Source organism: Nitrosarchaeum koreense MY1 (assembly GCF_000220175.1).
GTDB lineage: Archaea > Thermoproteota > Nitrososphaeria > Nitrososphaerales > Nitrosopumilaceae > Nitrosarchaeum > Nitrosarchaeum koreense.
On record NZ_AFPU01000001.1, the window covers coordinates 888,346 to 910,053 of the forward strand.

The following is a 21,708-nucleotide window of genomic DNA, read 5'->3' on the forward strand; positions in this document are numbered from 1 at the left end:
GAGTTTTTACAAATAATACTTTTTTCTAATTAGATCTAAATGATCCAACTTAATTTCTTCTTCGATTTCAAATAATATTTTTCCATGACTTTGAATCTCATAAACTCGATAAAAAATTTTCCCATTCTTATCAAAATTTGCAGAGATTACTTTTTTGTCATTTAAAATAGAATATCTATTAAGAATTGTTCCTACAAGACTTCGTTTCTGAAGCAATTCATTAACAACTAAATTAGGCAGTTGATTTCTATCAAATTTTATTATTGCTCGGATTATTGGCAATCCATCCGTAGATACAACAATTTTTCTTTCAAATTTTGTACCAGGTTTTGGAGTATTTTGTTCGATTAAATCTATACATATTTTACAATTTAGATTCTCACCTAGTACTGTAACTACTTGCCCCAATGGGGCATCAAGAATTTTTTTCATGAGTATATCATTTTCATCGAATTTTGAAATAGACATTCTAATGCCTCAAATATCTCAATGTGTGGACAGTAAATTTTACAACTGATTCGGTAGCAACTAACATAATCATCATAATGATATTATTTTAGATAAATATAAGGGATATATTGATATTTCTTTAGATTCATTAAGACATTAAGCATAATCTTAAATATTTATTCATATTATATGAAATATGGAATTTGATGAAACCGATACAAAAATTATCAAGAACCTACTTGTTGATGCGAGATTATCAGCTAGACAGCTTGCACATAAAATTGGATTATCAACTGTCACAGTGCTTAGTAGAATTAAGAAACTTGAGCAAAAAAAAATAATCACAGGTTATACTGCACGATTGGATCATCAAATACTGGGGTATGACCTAACAGCAATAATAGAAGTTAAAACGACTAAGGGTAAAATGTTAGAGATAGAAAGCAAAATTGCAGAAAATGAGAATGTATGTGCAGTATATGATGTAACAGGTCCAGCAGATATTTTAGTGATAAGCAAGTTCAAAAACAGAAATGAGTTAAGCAAATTTGTTAAAAGTCTATCAACCATAGCAAATGTTGAAAATACAGAAACTCATATCGTATTAAACAGTGTTAAAGAAGATTTTCGATTATCATAAGATGTAAATAATTTTAATTTAACATGGAATCCTCAATAAATTTTAAGAGTAGATTATGGGTATTTTAAATTCAAGATATTGAATGAAAAATTATGAATAAATTAATTACTACAAACCATAGAATAAGAAATACGATATCTTTATTGTGATAGTTAGTGCGATAGATACACTTGTATTATTTTCAAAATAATTATCTGAATATGACGATAAACTTTATCTAATTTTAAAATGTAAGTCAATCTTTTGTCACTAATGATAAATCATTTCATAAAGGATCATGTATAATGCAAAATTTAAGTTATTTAATAATGAGTTAATTAATTCACATTTATTTTTTACATATTGATAATAGTCAAAGCATTAAATGAATTACATTTTCCAAATTAGTTCCAAAAGTTTTAGCGAATAATAGTATATTCGCGTAAGTGTCTAAATAGAACTGTAACTACCGGGGACAGATTATAGTGTAAAGATTTATCAGTATTGTTTCAAATTCTCTATCTAGATTATCTTTGTAGATATCGTGATAGATTCCAAACATGATATCAAGTAAATGCCATTACTTCGTTTTTATCCATTTTTTCTTTTAGTTTTTCTTTATCTCGTTCTTTTTTGTCTTTCATGTAAAATATTGATTTAATTGGAATTTATTATCTATTGTATAAAATATTAACAAATATACAAATAATATTGATATAAATAAACAATTTTAAAGAATTTTAAATATTAATTATAATATTATAGATTCATAACTAGAGCGTGTATGAGATTTTAAAATGTGAATGTCATTCAGGTTCAAAAAGTTACGAAGATAATGACAGAATGCAGAATTGTATTTCATGTAATGGATGGATTGATGTGTAGAAATGAACTCAAAAGCAGTTCTAGAAAAAAGAGAGCAATACACGAATTGTAGTAAATGCCACTTACCATTACCACATTGTCATTGCGTGTGTCCATATTGTGGAAATCGTGATGAATGTGAATGCGCTTTATTTGACACAGTAACAGGAGGTTAGAATTTGAATATCTACAACTCTAAAACAATTAGATGTGTTACATGCGACAAAGCAATCGGAGAGGTTGATTTTGATGCTGAAATCATTCGTCCAAAATGTGGGCAGGGTTCAAATCCAACTCCAGACACCAAAGATAAAATGCCATATTTGATTTATCACTAGAATTATTTAGTAAAACCCTGATTCCCAACTACATTTAGAGTAATTGTGGATTTTATGTTTGAAATTTTTCGTATTTTTTTGCTAATGATGTTAGAAATCTCGTTATAAGTAGGAGCAGCTAGTTTGCAAATTATTTCAAAAGAACCAATTAGATTGTCAGCTTCCAGTATTTCAGGTATTTTTTCTAATTCCTGTAAAATTGATGATTCGTGTGATCTGCTACAGTGAATAATTACGAAAGCTTGCGCCATGTATTTATCTAAAATTTCTTTTTCACTTTTTGTTACTTTTTTAAAACTTAATTTTTCATTTACCAATAAGGTTAACGTGGAAGAAATTTTTTTGATTTTTCTGATTCCGTGTGAAATGTCATTTTGAATTTTTTGCTCGTCACTTGATTCAAGTTTTGTTAAAATATCATAAGAACCAAAAGTTCCATGTGCCTCTTTTACACTCTCAATATGATTCAGATAGGATAAAATGGAATCTTCAGTTCCAGATTCGTTAGATAGCAAGACATACGCTTTAGACATATTCTAGTTTTGTCCCTCAATTCCTACAAGGGTAAGTGTTGATCGTATGTGTTCCATTTTTCTAATACTCCAAATAATCATTTCACGCAATTTCTCTTTTTCAGTATGTTCCATTTTTGCAAGAATATCATAAGCCCCAAAAGTACCTTGAACTTCTTTGACAGAATCTATATGTTTTAGATTTTCAATGACAGACTCTTCTTGCCCAAGATCACAATTAATCAAAACATAAGCCACTGCCATAACGGTATATCTAATCATAATTATTATTTAAGATAAAATATCACTTCATGAAAATTTGTATCAATTACAAGTAATTTTCAAACAAATTTAATTTAAAATTTATTTAAGATTACCTTTCATAAATTCAGCACCAGCTTTTTGAATCTCCTCAAGTGACATTTCTTTTTTTCTGGTAGCAACAGTCCATCTATGACCAAATGGATCGACCAACATCCCAATTCTGTCTCCCCAAAATCCATCCATAAGAGGCAACATAGATTGAGCACCCACTGAAACAGCTTTACTAAAAACAGAATCAGCATCATCCACATACAAGTAAATTGCTCCGCTAGGCCCACCCGTAGATTTGGGTGACAGACATCCCATTTCAGGCATTTCGTCACAAAGCATAATGGCAGAATCACCAATTCTTATTTCAGCATGCATGAGGGATTTGCCATCAGGACCTGGAAATCTATAAACTTCTTTTGCATCAAATGCTTTTTTGTAAAATTCTATTGCATCAGATGCTCCACGGATAGTCAAAGTAGGAGTAACAGAATGATATCCATCTGGAATTGGTTTTACCATGAAAGATAATAAAATAGAATCAATTTATCTTTTTATCGATCAGATATTTTTTCTCTAAAAAAATATTTTTCAGATATTGTAAATATGGTGTAATTTGTTTGATGTACCATATAGAAATCAAAGTAAAATAACTTGTCAATCATGGCAGCAAAGAAAAAAGCAGCAGCAAAAAAATCAGCAACAAAGAAAAAGTAACAATATAAGATATTTTTTATCTTACATTTTTTTTATTATAATCCATAATCCAAAAATCCTAAAAAACGATCTATGACTTGTGTTTCAAAGAGGCAATTTAGAAATCCGCTGCAAGGCAATGCTTTAAAAACCCCTGATTTTGATTTGATAATCTAGACAAAATGAAACAAGTTTACTTTTATGATGAAGGAGACGGGAAAAACAAGAAGCTTCTAGGTGGAAAGGGAGCGGGTCTGTGTGAAATGACCCAACTCAAGTTACCAGTACCTCCAGGATTTACAATTACTACCCAAGTCTGTAATGAGTATTACCAAAATGGGAAAAAATTGCCAAAAACATTGATGGCAGAAGTAAAAAAGAACATTACAAAAATTGAAAAAAGAACAGGGAAGAAATGGAATTCTAAAGAAAACCCATTACTAGTTTCAGTGAGATCAGGCGCTGCAATATCCATGCCAGGAATGATGGATACTATTTTGAATTTAGGATTAAATGATGAAACTGTTGAAGGATTAGCAAAGAAGAGCAACAACCCAAGATTCGCGTGGGATTCTTACAGAAGATTTGTTCAGCTGTTTGGCAAAGTGGTATTTGGTGTTGATGATAAAAAATTTGATGTGGTTTTAGAAAATGCAAAATTAAATCAAGCAGTCCAGGCAGATAGCGCATTAAATGAAAAATCGTTGAAGTCAGTAGTTACAGAATACAAAAAGATCTGTGAAAAACATACAGGGATGCCATTTCCTTCTGATCCTTTTGAGCAATTAGAATTAGCAATAAAAGCAGTGTTTGGAAGTTGGATGGGAGAAAGAGCAATTGTATACAGAGAAAGAAATAACATTACAAAAGACATCGCAGATGGAACTGCGGTAAATGTAGTTTCAATGGCATTTGGAAATATGGGTAACGATAGTGCTACAGGAGTTGTTTTTACAAGAAACCCAGGAGATGGAACTAGACATCTTTTTGGGGAATATTTAGTGAATGCGCAGGGAGAAGATGTTGTGGCAGGGGTCAGAACTGGAAAACCAGTAGATGAAATGAAAATTGAAATGCCAGCATCATATAAGCAGTTAGAGCAGACATGTGAAAGATTAGAAAGACATTACAAAGAACCACAAGATATAGAGTTTACAATTGAACGTGGAATATTTTATTTATTGCAAACAAGAAATGCAAAGATGAATGCAGTTGGAATGGTAAAGACTTCAGTAGATATGGTTAATGAAAAATTAATTGATAAAAATAGAGCACTTACTAGATTACACGCCGAGCAATTAGAACAACTACTCCACAAAACAATTGATTCAAAATCTATTAAAAATTACACATTACTGGTAAAAGGGATAGCAGCATCACCAGGAGCAGCTAGCGGGATAGCAGTACTTGATGTAAAAAGGGCAACGGCTATGGGTGAAAATGGAGCTAAAGTAATTCTAGTCAGAGAAGAAACAAAGCCAGAAGATGTTCCAGCATTTTTTGAATCGGTAGGGATTCTTACAAGCAGAGGTGGAAAAACATCCCATGCAGCAGTAGTGGCAAGAGGTATGGGCAAACCATGTATTGTTGGTTGTTCAGATTTGAGAATTGATTATGATAATAAACAATTCAGCGTAGATGATAAAATAGTTCATGAAGGAGATGCAATTACAATTGACGGTAGTACAGGTTCAGTTTACTTGGGAGAAATTCCAACAACAGAACCAAAAATTACGGACGATTTTAAAACAATACTAGAATGGGCACAAAAAGTAAAACAATTAGGCATCAGAGCAAACGCAGACACTCCAGAAGGAGCTAGATTAGCAAGAGAGTTTGGAGGTCAGGGTATCGGCCTATGTAGAACAGAAAGAATGTTCAACGGAAGCGATAGAATTGGATTATTTGTAGATATGATCATGGCAGAAAATATTGAAGAAAGAAAAAAAGTTTTGACCAAATTAGGCGAATTGCAAAAAAGTGATTTCATTGAAATACTAAAAGCGATGGAAGGATATGCAGTTACAATTAGATTATTGGATCCACCATTGCATGAATTTTTACCAAATCCAGAAGAGTTGAATCAAAAAATCCACAAACTAGAACAGAAAAATGAAATAGCAGAGTTAGAGAAAGCAAAAATCCTACTAAAAAGAGCAAAAGAACTTGCTGAAATTAATCCAATGATGGGACATAGAGGAGTAAGAGTAGGAATTACATATCCAGAAATTTATGAGATGCAAATCAGAGCAGTGTTTGAAGCGGCAGCAGAATTAGCAAAAAATAAAGTTGATGCTCATCCACAAATCATGATTCCACAAATTAGCAGTATTGCAGAATTAAACCATATTAAAAAAATCTACGATAATATCAAAAAAGAGATGGAATCAAAATACAATATGAAATTAAAGATTAATTTCGGAACAATGATTGAAGTTGTTAGAGCAGCTTTGACTGCAAATGAACTTGCCAGTACTGCAGAATTCTTTAGTTTTGGTACAAATGATCTTACACAAGGAACATTTAGCTTTAGTCGAGAAGATGTCGAAGGAAAATTCTTACCAGAATACATGGATAAAGAGATCCTAGAAAGAAATCCATTCCAATCAATTGATGTAAACGGAGTTGGAAGTTTAATGAAAATAGGCATCTCAGCTGGCAGAAATATCAAACCAGATATGGAGATAGGAATTTGTGGAGAGCATGGTGGAGACCCTAATTCAATCAAATTCTGTCACAATGCAAATCTAAGCTATGTTAGCGCATCACCACATAGAATTCCAATTGCAATAATAGCCGCCGCTCAGGCAGCAATTGAACAGCCAAAGAAAGGAAATGAAGCAAGAAAACCAGTAAAGAAATCAGCAAGAAAACCAGTAAAGAAATCAGCAAGAAAACCAGTAAAGAAATCAGCAAGAAAACCAGTAAAGAAATCAGCAAGAAAACCAGTAAAGAAATCAGCAAGAAAACCAGTAAAGAAATCAGCAAGAAAACCAGTAAAGAAATCAGCAAGCAAAAACAAATCTAAAAGAAAATAAGTACATAAAACACATTTTAAAACTAGTAACCCATAGAACAATATGATTGCTACCAAGAATTGATTCCATTAAACAAATGAGATTAAAGATAGGAATTACACAAAAACAACTTGCAACAATGGTTGGAGTAAGCACGTCAATGATTAATCAAATAGAATCGGGTAGAAGTCAACCAAGTTATGACACTGCAAAAAAAGTTTTTGATAGTCTTGCAAATTTAGAAGGAAAATCATCATCTCATAAAGCTGGAGATTTCTGCAGTAAAGATGTTGTAAAATTAAAACCCACCAACACATTACATGATGCAATTAAAAAAATGCATGAATCATCCATTAGTCAGATTCCTATTTTCAATGGAACTGAACTTGTAGGCGTAATATCAGAAGATGGGATTGTCAAACATCTTGCAGATGTAGGGGAATCTGAACTAAAAAATGCAAAATTAGCAGATACAATGGAACCAGTTCCACCAATTGTGGATTATGATACACCAGCAAATATTCTTGTTCCATTAATCAGATATTCAAAATGTATTCTAGTATCAAAAAAATCAAAAATAATCGGAATAATTACGGCATCAGATACGTTAAAGATGATGGAATAAATTCAAATTTTAAAAACTTTCTAAATCACTATTAAAACAATTAGTATCAATCATCAGTAGAAATTCTCAGTAGACTAGATATTCTAAAAATATAGTTGTAAGATCAATGCTTAGAAAAACACTATTTGTAATGCTTTTTAGCATAATGATTACAGTCTCAATTTCATCGAGCCAATCTTATGCTGAAACAGACACAAAGTTCACAAAAATCCAAGGAAATGACTTGGAAAACAATCCAATTACAAAAAACATCTTAAAGAACATCGAAATTGCAAGAAAACAATTTGCAGCCATAAAAGAAAAAGAACAGAAAGAGAATGAATATCAAAAACACATCAATGAACAAAGAATAGCTGCTCAAGCCAGTTTAGACCAAGCTGTGACTAGAATGAATGACGCCTATGAAGAGTTTACACCAAGAAATGCTTTTGCAAAATATGTATCAGGATTCAATGCCACTCATCAAGCAATATACTGGGATCAATTTGATTATCTCAATGCCAAGATAACTCTTGCAAAAGATGCTAAAGATACAGTTCTTAAAAATGGTGGTACATATTTTGATGCAATGAAGGAATATTCAAAATATGCAAAGATGACAAAAGTTGAAATGTTAAATGTCATAAAAGATTTGAATATCAAACATAACTTCACGGACAAAAAAATACAATCATATTTTGATGCAAATGGCAAACTACCAAGAGTAGAAAATGATCTAAATGCACCTTGCTATAACTGCAAAGCAACCATCACAAAAGTAAAGGCATCTGCAACTGAGACAACATCAATAACTGCTGAAAAACTAAAGCCAATTTTACAATCAGATCAAATTGTGAATCTAAAAAACAAGCTTTCTGAGATTCAAAAAGACTTTGTAAGTTCAAAGAACATCATTGAGCAAAAAAAGATGGTACAGGATATGAACAACATCTTAAAACAAATTCAAGAATCAGGTGATTCTTGATATATTTATTTTTTATTTTTTTATTTATTTAAAAATTAAAATTAATTTGGATGAGAGCATAATTCGGCAAGAACGCCGTTAAGTGATTTTGGATGAATGAATGTGACTTTGGTTCCAGCAGAACCAGGTCTAATTTTTCCTAGGAATTGAATTCCACATCCTTCCATTCTTGAAACCTCGCCTTCAATGTTATCAGTTTCTAATGCCATATGATGAAGACCTGGTCCTTTTTTATCAAGGAATTTTTTAATTGGACTAGCATCATTTGTTGGTTGCATTAATTCAATTCTTCCATTCTCAAGATGAATTATTGCAACTTTAACACCTTCAGTTTCTACTGTTTCAAATTCAACTTCATGAACTCCTAACGCTTCTTTGTAAATTCTAGCAGATTCTTCTACATCATTTACTGCAATTGCAATATGATCAATTTTCATCTAAAAGACCTCTTTTGGGTGGTACTCGCCAAACACTTCTCTAAACGTATTGCTGATTTCGCCAGTTGTAGCAAATGCTCTTGCAGAGGCAATAATATATGGCATTAGATTTTCATCAGTATCAGCTGCACTCTTCATTGCAGATAATGCTTTTTCGAGTTTCTTGTTGTCTCTAGTTGCTCTAAGTTCTTTGAGTGCTTTCTTTTGTTGGATTTCAATTCTATCATCAATTCTTAATAATTCAGGAGGTTTTTCTTCTATCTCAGAGTATTTGTTTACTCCTACGATTACTCGGTCTCCAGCATCTGCTTCTTTTTTAAGACGATATGCATTTTGTCTGATTTCTGACTGGAAGAAGCCTTTTTCAATCGCCTTAATAGAGCCACCCATTTTTTCAATTTGTTTTAGATACTTCCAAACATTTTCTTCTATCTGATCACATAATTCCTCAAGATAGTAAGAGCCGGCCATTGGGTCAACAGTCTTAGTTACCCCACTTTCATGTGCAACGATTTGCTGTGTTCTAAGAGCAATTTTTGCAGATTCTTGCGTAGGTAATGCCAGTGCTTCATCTCTAGAATTGGTATGAAGGGATTGAGTGCCACCAATTACTGCAGCCATTGTCTGTATGGCTACACGTACAATGTTATTATCAGGTTGTTGAGCAGTTAATGATTCTCCACTTGTCTGGGTATGGAATTTTAGTTGTAACGAACGAGGATCTTTTGCATGGAATTTTTCTTTTAGGATTTTTGCATATACTTTTCTTGCAACTCTAAACTTTGCAACCTCTTCAAAGAACTCAATAGTACAACAAAAGAAAAAAGACAGTCTCGGTGCAAAGTCATCAATTTTTAGTCCTCGATCAATGCATGTTTGGATATATGCAATTGCATTTGCAATTGTAAATGCAATTTCCTGTGTGGCTGTACAACCAGCTTCTCTCATATGATATCCAGAAATTGAAACAGGATACCATTGTGGAACTTTTTCAGCGCAGTATCCAATCATATCACCAATTAATCTCATTGATGGTTTTGGAGGATAGATGTATGTGTTTCTTGCAATGTATTCTTTTAAGATATCATTTTGTGTTGTACCTCTTAGTTCAGTGCTTTTGAATCCTTGCGATTCACCTACAACAATATAGTATGCAAGTAAAGTTGACGCAGTAGAATTAATTGTCATAGAAGAACTAACTTTTCCCAAAGGAATTCCATCAAAGGCAATCATCATATCTTTAAGTGAAGCAATAGAAACTCCAACTTTTCCTACCTCACCTTCAGCGGGGGTAGAATCAGGATCATGTCCTATTTGTGTTGGAAGATCAAAAGCCATACTGAGTCCAGTTTGTCCTTTTTCAAGCATGAACTTGAATCGCTCATTAGTTAATTTTGCATCTCCAAAACCAGAATACTGCCTCATTGTCCAAAATCGTTCACGGAACATTTCGGTGTGAATTCCACGAGTATATGGGTATACTCCAGAATCTTCTTTAACATATTTTTTAGAGGATCTTTGATAGATTCGTTTTACTGGAAAATTAGAATCAGTAACAAAATTCTTTGGTGAGACTTTTTTACTAGTTTGTTTTTTTACCATCTTTTTCACTTTACCAATGACTTTGTAATTTTATCAGCAGCTTCAAAAGGATCCATCTGTTTTGATTGTATTTTTTTGAGATATTTTGAGAATGTTTTATCAGAACTTAGCATCACTTCGATCTTTTCACTCATATTATTTAAAATAATATCTTTTAATTCAGTTTCCAGTCTAACCATATCTTTATCATGTTTATGTTTATTTTTTGTAGTCATCATTTCTTTTAGTGTCTTGGCAAATTCGGATATTCCAGAGTTTTTTTTAACCGAAGTCTTCAAAAATACAGGATTCAAATTAGTAGAGCCAATATATTCACGAATTGCATCAAAGAGTTGATTGGCTCCATCAAGGTCGCTCTTGTTAACAATATAGATATCGCCAATTTCAGTCAGACCAGCTTTTATTGTTTGAATACTATCACCCGTATTTGGATTAAAGACAACTACTGTAACATCTGCAATGTTTGAAATTTCAACTTCAGTTTGACCTGCACCAACACTTTCAATTATAATTGGATTAAATCCGGCATATTCCAAAATCCTAATACTATTTCTAAGTGATCTTGAAACTGCGCCAGTGGCGCCTCTTGATGCAATACTACGGATGTAAGTTCCAGAGTCAGTGGATTCAGTCATTCTAACTCTATCTCCAAGTATTGCACCACCAGTTACATGACTTGTTGGATCTATTGCAAGAATTGCAGGTTTTGTATGAAGTTTCTTTAATGCAATAGATGTTTTGTTAATGAGTGAACTTTTACCGGCACCTGCAGGTCCAGTAATTCCAATGATGGATGCATTACCAGTCTCTTTGTATATTTTTTTAAGCAATTTTTTTGCTTCCGAAGGATTGTTTTCAACAATACTAATCGCTTTGGCAATTGCACCTCTCTTGCCTTTTTTTAAATCAGAAATATCCAATATAAGATAATTTTTGATAGCTGCAATAAAATCTTGTGTGTGATCTTATGGAGAACCATAGATAATTGGAGGCGCATCTTCTCCAAATGAGTGAATTTCAGTTTTTAGAGAAACTTTACCAAGGTCATGATGATCTATTAAAAATGTAACAGGATGAACTTGCCAACCATGTTTTGGAAGTATTGGAAAGGGAACTGTCTCGACAAATTTAGAACCAGATAAAGTCTTTTGAAAAGATTTGTCCATCCCTAAAACTTCCAGTACGACGTGATTTGTCTTTGAAGTTTTATCGAGATATGAAATCTCAACGTATCCTTCATCATAATAAGTGGCATCAATTTCAAATGTTGATTTTAAAACGTCGTGATTAGAACCAGAATCAAAAATAAAAAATAAACCCAATACCGTGATTACTATAATAGAAATCAATGGAATGATTTTTTTTGCCATATTAATTATGAAAATTCTTTTCTCATATTACGCAAAAATTTAGAGTTTATTCTAATTCTTTCCAGAGTTTGCTCTTGAGTTCTTTCAGTTCCTGGAGTAGGATTCTTTTTGAAGAATTGACGAATCTCTTTTTCCATGGAATCATCAGCAATTGATGAAATACTTGCAACAATTCTATTAAACAGTGGATTACCACGACCAACTTTTTTACTTAATTTTGGCCAGTTATTCTTTAGCCAAGGCCAGAGTATTTTTTTACCATAAGGATTTCCTGCAACCTTCATAATTGGAAGCTGCATGTTTTGGGAGCGAACCTCAGAGGTTTGAGAAAAATTCAGCGATTTGAGTAATAATTTTGGATCCTTAAAACTACACATTGCTCCAAGGAAACGTAGTTTTTCTTCAGTTGTTTTTGCATTTCTATAAAGACGAGTTAATTCAGCATGTGTTTTAGAATTACCATTCCATGCCATTACAGAACATACAGGCTCAACTAGATCAGGAGGGAGAGAATTTTGATTTTTCAAGAATTGCTTATAGCGATTTTCAGATTCGATTGTAACTTCTTCATCATTTAGTTTACCTAATGTAAAAATTACAAATCCACGCATCAAGGCATCTGTATGTTTATCTGTTTTTTTAGGATCCCATCCAAGGTCATGCAAGATTTTCTTTAGATATTTTACAGTGTAATTTTTAATTTGATCAGAAAAGTCTTCATCAAATGCTCTAAAATACAAAGAGGTTAGATTATGTGCTACATTTACTGTTGCCAAATAACTGTCTTCATCATAATATGCATCAGAGAAATCAAGATAGTTACGTACTGTTTCATCACCAGATACACATAAAGAAAACAGATCATTTTGAATTGCCCATCTGTCGATTGCAGGAATTTGTTTTTGGTCTATTAGCATTTTAAGATCTATCAAAGTTCCTTCATCATACTTTACACGATAGAATCCTTTTCTTCCAAAATTAGCTACAAACCCAATATTGTCTTTAGGTAGTTTTACTGACATTGATTTTTTTGTAAACAGTTTTTGAAATAACTCATTTTGCAATCCTATAGAAAGCGGAATGAACCACAATCCTTTGGTTGATTTTTTATCAGATTCTAAAACATATCGTCTTTGTTTAAGATGTAATATAGAATCTCGTTTTTCTATCTCAACTACAGGAAAGCCAGGTTGCTTTAACCATGTCTGAACCATTGAACGAACTGGCATTTTAGAAATTTTTCCTATTGCATCCCAAAGATCTTTGCCTTCAGCGTTTTTGTATTTGAAACCAGCAAGATATTTTTTTAATCCTTTTTGGAAATTTGATTCACCAACATAATGTTCTAACATTCTTAAAACACAACCACCCTTATCATAAGAAATCGCATCAAATATTTCACGAATTTCAGATGTAGAATTAACTTTAACATCAATTGGATGAGTATTTTTCAATGAATCTAGCGCCATAGCATTATTCATCGCATCATCAACAAATTGATTCCATAAATCCCATTCCGGGTAAAACTTGTCTACAAATTTTGTTGCCATAAATGTTGCAAAGCTTTCATTTAACCACAAATCATTCCACCATTTCATAGTGACTAGATTTCCAAACCACTGATGTGCAATCTCATGAGAGATGACTTCTGCAATGTATTGTTTTGTTCTGGTGGAAGACGTTTTTGGATCATATAGAAGAATCGTTTCTCTAAATGTAATTGCGCCCCAATTTTCCATCGCGCCTGCTGCAAAATCAGGGATTGCTATCAAATCCAATTTAGGCAGAGGATATTTTATGCCAAAATATTTCTCATATGATGAAAGCAATTTTTTTCCAAGTTCCAGAGAATATTTTCCTTTAGACTTGTTTCCTTTTGTAGTAATTACACGAACCTGAACTTTACCAATCTTGCCTGTAAGATATTCAAATTCACCAACACCAAGATAGATAAGATATGTAGACATTATTGGAGTTTTTGCAAATTTGTACAGCGTTTTATTCTTTAATCTTTTTTTAGACATTATTGGCATGTTTGAAATTGCAGTGAATTTGTTTTCAGCAATTATAGAAATTTCAAAGGTTGCTTTTGCTTCTGGTTCATCCCAACATGGAAATGCTCTTCTGGCATCAGCTGCCTCAAATTGTGTTGTTGCAAGATATTTTGTTTTGCCATTTTGTTTGTATTGACTTCTATAGAATCCCAACAATCTATCGTTTAAGTCTCCAGTGAATTCAATTTCAATAAAAGCACACCCTTTAATTTTATTTTTAATGGTGATTACAAGTTCTTCTTTATTTGCATCTGTTTTAGTGACTGCTTTTTGAATGACATCATTATTGATTACTCTACATGATTTTATTTTGATCTCAGCACAATGCATAATGATTGTGTTTACTGAGTCTTTGCATTCTACAGTGATTATTTCCTTACCAATGAAGGTAAAATTTTTAAAAATAGGCTCAAATTCAAGTACATAATTTACAGGAAATACCTTCACACTGAGAGTGCTTTTGTAGCGCTTTATCTAAATTTCTAATAACAGAAAAAGACGAAAATCAAATAAAGCCTTTAAAATAATGAATCATGATCACAAAACATGAAACAAAAGACTGCTTCAAGACGTGTTAAGATCCTAGTTGCCAAGTTGGGCTTAGATGGTCACGATAGAGGAGCTCTTGTATTATGTAGAGCATTTAGAGATGCAGGGATGGAAGTAATTTACTCGGGTCTATTTGCAACCCCAGATAGAATTGCACAAATTGCAGAAGACGAAGACGTGGATGCAATTGCAATGAGTTTACTTAATGGTGCACATGGAACATTATTTCCAAGAGTAGTTCAAGCATTAAACAAGAAAGGAATCAAAGATGTACTAGTAGTTGGAGGCGGAGTAATACCCGAAGTAGATAAAAAAGATCTTAAAAAATCAGGTGTTGATGAGGTATTTGGTCCAGGTACACCATTAAATGAAATAATTGATCATATCACCAATGGCGTTTCAAAATTAAGAAAATTATAATAAATTATTCTGTAGAGTCGGGCCACATCATCTTACGCATTTGCTTTCCAACTTTCTCAATTTGATGGGCTTCAGTCTCTTTCATGTATTTATCAAATGAATCTTTACCATGTTTCTGATATTCATCAATCCATTCTTTATTGAAAGTTCCATCCTGAATCATTTTTAGAACTTTTTTCATGTTGTCTTTACTTTCACTAGTAATTACCATTGGACCACGTGTTAAACCACCATACCTTGCAGTCTCACTAACACGTCTCCACATTCCATTGATTCCATATCTTTGAATCATATCTACAATTAATTTTAGTTCATGTAATACCTCAAAGTATGCAATTTCTGGCTGATAGCCTGCCTCAACTAAAGTCTCAAATGAAGCTTGTATCATAGATGCAGCGCCGCCACAAAGATCTGCTTGTTCTCCAAACCAATCAGTTTCAACTTCTTCTTTGAACGTGGTTTGAATTAGCCCTGCACGTGCACTACCAATTGCCTTTGCAATTCCTAGTGTTCTATCCCAAGCTTTTCCAGTGAAATCTTGATGTACTGCAACAATCGATGGAGTACCAAAGTTTTCAAGATATGTCTCTCGTACTTTGGAGCCAGGTCCTTTTGGGGCAACCATGATAATGTCAATATCTTTTGGAGCATCAATCCATTTCCAATGAATTGCGGCCGCATGTGAAAATGATAACGCCTTTCCTTTAGAGAGATTAGGTCCAATTTCAGATTTGTAAACTTCTGATTGGATCATGTCTGGAAGTAAAACGTGAATTATATCGGCTTTTTTGCATGCATCAGATACAGACATTACTTTATGACCATCAGATTCTGCTTTTTTCCAGCTGTTTCCACCTTTTTTAAGACCAACAATTATGTTAAGACCAGAATCTTTCATGTTATTTGATTGAGCATCCCCTTGTATGCCATAACCAATTACGGCTATTGTTTGATCTTTTAATGGATCTAAGCTGATGTCTTTATCTTTCCATGTTTTTGCCATATAATTACTCAAAATATTGCAAATATTAACTATAGAATTTCATATTTCAATAATTTTGTTGCAACCACGACACTTTACTATGACCTTATCTCCAGGCAGTCGATGAAATCTCTTTGAGCCACAATGAGGGCAAATGGGACAAGCACGTATTGGTTCCATTAGTGTTCAGTTGGTTTTGTATCGGACTTTGATATTATTTCCAGTCTTTTTTTGCCATTGATCTTTTGTAAAAATTTAGCAACCGCCTCAGGAACAAGTATTTGCCAGTTATCATCAGATATTATCATTTGACGGATATGAGATGCATTGTATTGTGATCTTTCTAGAAATTTTGGGGTTATTACATCAATTGAAGAATCGGCAAGTAGCATTTTGACATAATCATTTCCACTGTATACTTTATCAAAGTGAGGCAATGCAGATTTTAGAAAGGATGACCAAGTTGCAATATTGAATTGATTTTCAATTGCAACAATAAAACATCGAGATAAATTAATTTCAGATTCTTTTAATGAATCATGTATCATTTCAATTCGCTCACCAGCGGTAAAAGGATCTTTTTCTAAATAATTGAATTGAGAGCTAGTAATTGCAATAATTACCTCATCGCATTGATCAAGAATTTGTTTTACCAAATCTAAATGCCCCAAATGGAAAGGCTGAAACCTGCCCATCATCAATCCACGCATAAATTATGATAATTTTTGATTTAATTAAATGAGTCTATTTGATTGGGCCACTACCAAGAATTCTAATGGTTGTGGATTCGGGTTTTAAAATTACTGCAATATCATCAGCATTGTAAACTATTGGTTTTTCAAATTTTAGTTTCAAAGGAGCAATTGATGAAAATTTGGCTGCTTTTATTTGCAGGCCTACACTAACAAGACATCCTTGATTTTCAGCAATGTCAGTTTTATAAAATGGACTTTTAGTAAAATCAAGCTCAATTTCAGATTTAACACTAACGGTTCCTTCCTTTGCAATAACATCACCTCGTCCAACCTCATCTGGTTTTGCACCTTTTACTGCAAGACCTACTCTTGCAGGACAAATAGATTCCTCAACTGGGTCATCATGCATTTGAATTGATTTTATCATTACATCAATTCCTGCAGGGTATAGTTTGAGGTTATCATATTGTTTGATTGTTCCACATGTTACTTTACCAAGAATTACTGTTCCAACACCTTTAACATCAAAGCATTGATCAATTACCATTCTTGGAGGATCAGTGTTTGAAGTTGGCTGAATCTTGTCCATTTCTTCTTTGAGTTTGCCCTGTTCAACTTTAAGGTATTTTTCAACTACAGTACCTTTTATCATTGAATTTAACTTTGATTCATCAACATCAAAAGTATGAGATAAGATTCCTTGAGTTTTTTTTAGCGTATCAAGTGCAATAATTTGCTCCCCAGTGAATTTGTCAAGTTTATCAACAAGAAATATTACAAATTCAGCTAGATTGATTGATTGTAAAAGGGGTTGTATTTTATCTGGAAACCCACTAGGAGTCACCCAAGTTTTGATAACATCAGATTCCTTCCTATCATAAAGAGAAAGATCAGTCACAGTTCCTTTTTTGCCAAATTCTGCTGCAATGTCTTGTTTTCCCAAGACTACAAAATTTATGGACTTAACCATATATCTAAGTAAGAAATCAGGCTTATGAATCTAAATACAACTATAATCCCTAGTTCAAAAAGGATTAAAAATATAGGAGATTGTAATTAAAAATCAAATAACAATCAAATATTGAAGAGATTAGAAAAATAAAAAAGAAATTATCTTGCTAATGATGTCATAGATTAGATCGATTGAAGTTTTAGACTAGATTAGAGTTGTTTTCGGATTACTTTTTCTTTTTATCCAAGACAATTGCCTCCGAAAAGGTCGAATATACTACAAGATAATAAAGATTTATCACAATTCGTATTTTTTTAAACTGTATGATTCATTTCTATAGGCAGTAACAAATTATTCAATTCAACAATAATTCAATTAGCATGAATATTCTGACAGATCTTCAAAATCATCAGTCTTTTGATCAATTACGTTCAAGTGATATAGAATTAGTTTATGGTATTGTGTCATTTTTGATCTATTCAAACAACCTCTTTTGAAATATAAAAAGAAGACTGAGGAATCATACTAGAGCAATACTTAAGGAAAGGATGACAAAACAGCAGCATAACTTGCAAATCTATGATTTTTAGGCGTGACAGATTTTTGACGATATTTTGAAATTGTTTTTCCTATTGCTCCATTTAATCCCAAAGGACCGGTGACAAATTTTTCTTTGTTTGCCCAATTCAAAACCTCATCAGATGGGCTAAAATAATTTATAATTTTTCTTCGGATTACCCTATCAAGTAGTTTGCCATATTTTTTTGATGAAGGTACATCGCTTGTAATTGACGCACCAAAAAAATATACACTTTCTATAATTCCATTATTTTGAGACTTTTTTGCCAGATTCTCAATAGTACTAAGAATTACCTGAGAGCCTAAAGAATGGCCCATTAGACGAATCTTTGTTATGGGACTAGTAAATTTGAAATCTTCTATAAACATAGCTAAATTTCGACCATTTTTTTGTGCAATTATTTGGCCTGCACGAAGTGAACGCCTAGCATGTTTTAGAAGGTGAGCCCCAGCAGTGTTAGAGTCATAGCTAAATCCAATCACAGGATATCGATATCCTAGATGAGATAATCTATTTTTAGCAAGAGTAACTTTTGCGATAGCTCCTGCATTATCGTTACGTAATCCATGAATCATTATTACAAGTTCTTTGGAACCTATGAGATTATCAAAATATTTTTTTGGATATAAAAAATATGAATTGTCTTTAATGGTCTTACCAGACATCAAATCATAATATCCTCTAGTAGATATTCGCGGGACAGATTTGATCATTCTACGGGACCCAGTTGTTTTTTATATTTTGCAATATCTTCATCTTCTACTTTAACAAATAAAGGAGATACTTTGCCTAAGACATGCCCCGATTTAACACCAATATCAGAAATTGAACTCCACGTGTTTTGATTGACTCTACCATCCAATCCAATTTGATCCCATATCTTTTGTGAAGATTCTGGAATAAATGGAAATAATGCAATTGCCATACTACGCGCAGCGTTTACGGATAAAAACACACAGTTAGTAGTTCCAGATTCTTTCTTCCAAGGTTCCTTATGTTGAAAGTATTGATTGAAAAACGATGAAAACTCCATGATTTTCTTTAGAGCCCTATCCAAATGATTTTGTTCCATCAAAATTCCTAGTTCTGTAGAAAGAGTTTTTATCTTATTTTCAGCCTCCATATCTTTATCATCATACTTTTCAGTTTCAGGAATTACACCATCAAATGCCTTTTTTGTAAATCCTAATGCGCGATTAACAAAATTTCCAAGATTACCAATTAATTCAGAATTAATTCTATTTGTAAATTCATTCCAATCAAAATTCAAATCATCTTGTGAGTACGGATTAATTGCAACTAGATAATATCGCAAATAGTCAGCAGGATAATATTCTAAAAATTGTTTTAGTCCAATGTACCAATTTCTACTCTTTGAAATTTTCTTTGATTGTAAAGTGAGATGACCTCTAGTTGGAATATAATCAGGTAACTTGTATTCACTGTTTATTCCCAAACGCATTGCAGGTAAGAACAGATAATGATGATAAACAATGTCTTTTCCAATAAAATGATAGATATCAGCAGAATTCCAAAAATCTTTACCATTAATTCCTTTATCGTTAAGAAATTTTATAGCAGTAGAAATGTAGGCCAAGTGATTATCAAACCAGCCATAAAACACCTTGTCTTTGTATTTTTCAAGTGGGACATGTACACCCCAAGAGATATCACGCGTAATATCCCAATCAATTAAACCAGATTTTATCCAATTTTGAACGTATTTTTTTACATCTTTTTGCAGATTCTCGTTTTCATCAAGCCATTTGTATAATGAATCTCCAAAATTCTTTAGTTTGAAAAAGAAATGTGTTGTCCTTTCTTTAGTTGGAATTTGTCCACAAATTGAACATTTTGGGTCGGATATCTCTTCAGGTACTCTGCCACAACTTTCACAAAGATCAGAGTATTGATCAATGGCTTTACAATAAGGACATGTTCCTTTGACATATCTATCAGGTAAGAATTTTTTATCGTTATTACAATAAAATTGAATAATTTCTTTTTCGTAAACGTGACCGGCCGCATTAAGTTTGTTAAATACATCTTGAACAAATGCTATGTTTTCCGAAGAGCTAGTTTTATAAAAAAAATCAAAATCAATACCAAATGATGTAAAATCATCATAATCTCGTTTATTCCAATAAGCAACATATTCTGAAGGTGTTTTTCCCTCTTTTTCAGACTGTATCAAAATAGGAGTACCGAAATCATCAGACGCACAAACATAGTAAGCCTCAACACCATTTAATTTCAAAAATCTGGTTGTTACATCAGCTGGCAAATATGTTGATGCGACATGACCTAAATGGATTTCACCATTAGCATAAGGTAACGCACTAGTAATGATTGCTTTGTTTTTCATCTGTGATATTTTGGAACCTAATTGGGGTTAAGAAGTTTTACCAACTATTAGCATATTTGACTTGCTGCGGAGTAAGTTTATCGATTTTTACATCCATGGCTTTTAGTGCATCAACTGCAACTTGTTTATCAATCTCTTCTGGAACATTAATGATTTTGTTACCAATCTTTGCATGATTCTTGAGAATATACAAGACAGATAGAATTTGATTAGAGAAAGATTGAGCCATTACTTCTGGAGGATGTCCTTCCGCAGCTACAAGATTTGCTAATCGTCCTTCGCCAATTAAATAAACACGTTTACCATTTTTTAGAGTACATTCATCAAGATTTGCTCGTACTCGTTTTACAGATTTTGATTCTTTAAGCAAAAATTTGCTATCAATTTCAACATCAAAATGTCCAACATTGCCCATGATTGCACCATTTTTCATTTTTGTAATGTGTTCTTTTCTAATTACACTTGTCATTCCAGTACATGTGATAAAGATGTCACCAACTTTGCAGGCTTGTGCCATTTGCATTACTTCAAAACCATCCATATGAGCTTCTAATGCTTTGATAGGATCAATCTCAGTTACAATTACCTTAGAGCCCATTCCTTGGCACCTAGATGCAACACCACGTCCTACCCAACCATAACCAACAACTACAACTCGTTTAGAGGCCATCAACAAATTCATTGCACGTAGATAGCCATCGATTGTACTTTGTCCTGTTCCATATCGATTATCAAACATGTGTTTTGTATATGCTTCATTTACTAAAATAACAGGATATCGAAGTTTTCCTTGGTTTTCAACTGCTCTTATTCTAGTAACACCAGCAGTAGTTTCTTCAGTTGCACCAAGAATTTTCATATTCTTATATCGATTATCAAAATGTGCCTTGACATTCATATCAGCACCATCATCAGTTAAGATAGTGGGTTTGTGATTTAGAACCTGATCAATACACCAATCATATTCTTTTACAGATTGACCATGCCATGCATAAACATGAATTCCTTTTGATGCCAAAAATGCTGCAATGTCATCTTGTGTTGTAAGTGGATTTCCACCACAACATACAACAGTTGCACCAAGTTCTTTTGCACCCATTAAAAGTACAGATGTCTCTTTTGTAATGTGTAAGCAAAATCCTAAAGTAACACCTTTGAGAGGTTGAGATTTTTTAAATCGATTTATGGTATTATCGAGAATTTGCATATGAGATCTAGCCCATTCATATGACAATTTACCGTCTTGAATCAACTTTGCACTAGATTTTACCTTACTCATGTATTTTGACGTTAAAAAAGAGTATA

Annotated in this window: 21 protein-coding genes; 6 read left to right on the top strand and 15 right to left on the bottom strand. The window is 32.8% G+C overall.

Going from position 1 to position 21,708, the window contains the following annotated elements; genetic code table 11:
• Positions 1–6: 6 nt before the first annotated feature.
• Complete coding sequence (locus tag MY1_RS05205) at positions 7–468, bottom strand: hypothetical protein (protein WP_007550740.1); 462 nt, start codon at positions 466–468, stop codon at positions 7–9.
• A 178-nt stretch (positions 469–646) separates the two neighbouring features.
• Here MY1_RS05205 and MY1_RS05210 point away from each other — a divergent pair, with 178 nt between their 5' ends.
• On the top strand, positions 647–1,090 hold the full coding sequence (locus MY1_RS05210) for an Lrp/AsnC family transcriptional regulator (RefSeq protein WP_007550742.1): 444 nt from the start codon (positions 647–649) through the stop codon (positions 1,088–1,090).
• A 1,022-nt stretch (positions 1,091–2,112) separates the two neighbouring features.
• Positions 2,113–2,271, top strand: coding sequence for a hypothetical protein (locus MY1_RS09895; RefSeq protein WP_007550744.1), 159 nt, complete (start codon positions 2,113–2,115; stop codon positions 2,269–2,271).
• Between the two features lie 2 nt (positions 2,272–2,273).
• Here the strand turns inward: MY1_RS09895 and MY1_RS05215 are convergent, their stop codons facing one another.
• The 3 genes from MY1_RS05215 to MY1_RS05225 form a co-directional block, all read right to left on the bottom strand.
• On the bottom strand, positions 2,274–2,804 hold the full coding sequence (locus MY1_RS05215; protein WP_007550745.1) for an Lrp/AsnC ligand binding domain-containing protein: 531 nt from the start codon (positions 2,802–2,804) through the stop codon (positions 2,274–2,276).
• Positions 2,805–2,807: 3 nt separating this feature from the next.
• Complete coding sequence (locus MY1_RS05220; protein WP_007550746.1) at positions 2,808–3,047, bottom strand: Lrp/AsnC ligand binding domain-containing protein; 240 nt, start codon at positions 3,045–3,047, stop codon at positions 2,808–2,810.
• Positions 3,048–3,146: 99 nt separating this feature from the next.
• Positions 3,147–3,617, bottom strand: coding sequence for a VOC family protein (locus tag MY1_RS05225; protein WP_007550747.1), 471 nt, complete (start codon positions 3,615–3,617; stop codon positions 3,147–3,149).
• Positions 3,618–3,973: 356 nt separating this feature from the next.
• Here MY1_RS05225 and ppdK point away from each other — a divergent pair, with 356 nt between their 5' ends.
• The 3 genes from ppdK (at position 3,974) to MY1_RS05240 (ending at position 8,397) form a co-directional block, all read left to right on the top strand.
• The gene (gene ppdK / locus MY1_RS05230; RefSeq protein ID WP_007550748.1) at positions 3,974–6,829 is read left to right on the top strand and encodes a pyruvate, phosphate dikinase; all 2,856 of its coding nucleotides are present in this window, start codon (positions 3,974–3,976) and stop codon (positions 6,827–6,829) included.
• A gap of 46 nt (positions 6,830–6,875) precedes the next feature.
• Positions 6,876–7,433: a CBS domain-containing protein gene (locus MY1_RS05235; RefSeq protein WP_179365003.1), complete on the top strand. Its 558-nt coding sequence runs from the start codon at positions 6,876–6,878 to the stop codon at positions 7,431–7,433.
• 106 nt (positions 7,434–7,539) lie between these two features.
• Positions 7,540–8,397, top strand: a complete 858-nt coding sequence (locus tag MY1_RS05240) for a hypothetical protein (protein WP_007550751.1) — start codon at positions 7,540–7,542, stop codon at positions 8,395–8,397.
• 41 nt (positions 8,398–8,438) lie between these two features.
• On the opposite strand, the gene mce is transcribed toward MY1_RS05240, so the two are convergent.
• From mce to MY1_RS05265, 5 genes are read right to left on the bottom strand one after another with little or no spacing between them, the layout of a single operon-like run.
• Positions 8,439–8,834 (bottom strand): methylmalonyl-CoA epimerase, encoded by a 396-nt coding sequence (mce, locus tag MY1_RS05245; protein ID WP_007550753.1) that lies wholly within the window; start codon positions 8,832–8,834, stop codon positions 8,439–8,441.
• The gene (locus MY1_RS05250) at positions 8,835–10,436 is read right to left on the bottom strand and encodes an acyl-CoA mutase large subunit family protein (RefSeq protein WP_007550754.1); all 1,602 of its coding nucleotides are present in this window, start codon (positions 10,434–10,436) and stop codon (positions 8,835–8,837) included.
• 5 nt (positions 10,437–10,441) lie between these two features.
• Entirely contained in the window at positions 10,442–11,359 is a 918-nt protein-coding gene (meaB, locus tag MY1_RS05255) for a methylmalonyl Co-A mutase-associated GTPase MeaB (protein ID WP_048109788.1), read from the bottom strand.
• A 42-nt stretch (positions 11,360–11,401) separates the two neighbouring features.
• Entirely contained in the window at positions 11,402–11,806 is a 405-nt protein-coding gene (locus MY1_RS05260; protein WP_007550756.1) for a hypothetical protein, read from the bottom strand.
• A gap of 5 nt (positions 11,807–11,811) precedes the next feature.
• Positions 11,812–14,307, bottom strand: a complete 2,496-nt coding sequence (locus MY1_RS05265) for a M1 family metallopeptidase (RefSeq protein WP_007550757.1) — start codon at positions 14,305–14,307, stop codon at positions 11,812–11,814.
• A gap of 99 nt (positions 14,308–14,406) precedes the next feature.
• Between MY1_RS05265 and MY1_RS05270 the strand changes: the two genes are divergently transcribed.
• Positions 14,407–14,829 (top strand): cobalamin B12-binding domain-containing protein, encoded by a 423-nt coding sequence (locus tag MY1_RS05270; RefSeq protein WP_007550758.1) that lies wholly within the window; start codon positions 14,407–14,409, stop codon positions 14,827–14,829.
• A gap of 4 nt (positions 14,830–14,833) precedes the next feature.
• On the opposite strand, the gene ilvC is transcribed toward MY1_RS05270, so the two are convergent.
• From ilvC to MY1_RS05300, 6 genes are all read right to left on the bottom strand, one after another.
• Positions 14,834–15,844, bottom strand: coding sequence for a ketol-acid reductoisomerase (gene ilvC / locus MY1_RS05275; RefSeq protein ID WP_117439719.1), 1,011 nt, complete (start codon positions 15,842–15,844; stop codon positions 14,834–14,836).
• Between the two features lie 146 nt (positions 15,845–15,990).
• On the bottom strand, positions 15,991–16,521 hold the full coding sequence (locus MY1_RS05280; RefSeq protein WP_007550762.1) for a nicotinamide-nucleotide adenylyltransferase: 531 nt from the start codon (positions 16,519–16,521) through the stop codon (positions 15,991–15,993).
• A 34-nt stretch (positions 16,522–16,555) separates the two neighbouring features.
• Positions 16,556–17,476 (bottom strand): EF-Tu/IF-2/RF-3 family GTPase, encoded by a 921-nt coding sequence (locus tag MY1_RS05285; protein ID WP_048109791.1) that lies wholly within the window; start codon positions 17,474–17,476, stop codon positions 16,556–16,558.
• A 519-nt stretch (positions 17,477–17,995) separates the two neighbouring features.
• Positions 17,996–18,748 (bottom strand): DUF726 domain-containing protein, encoded by a 753-nt coding sequence (locus MY1_RS05290; protein WP_048110431.1) that lies wholly within the window; start codon positions 18,746–18,748, stop codon positions 17,996–17,998.
• Complete coding sequence (metG, locus tag MY1_RS05295) at positions 18,748–20,403, bottom strand: methionine--tRNA ligase (protein ID WP_007550765.1); 1,656 nt, start codon at positions 20,401–20,403, stop codon at positions 18,748–18,750. The genes MY1_RS05290 and metG overlap by 1 nt, the downstream gene beginning before the upstream one ends.
• A gap of 37 nt (positions 20,404–20,440) precedes the next feature.
• Complete coding sequence (locus MY1_RS05300) at positions 20,441–21,682, bottom strand: adenosylhomocysteinase (protein ID WP_007550766.1); 1,242 nt, start codon at positions 21,680–21,682, stop codon at positions 20,441–20,443.
• Positions 21,683–21,708: the final 26 nt, after the last annotated feature.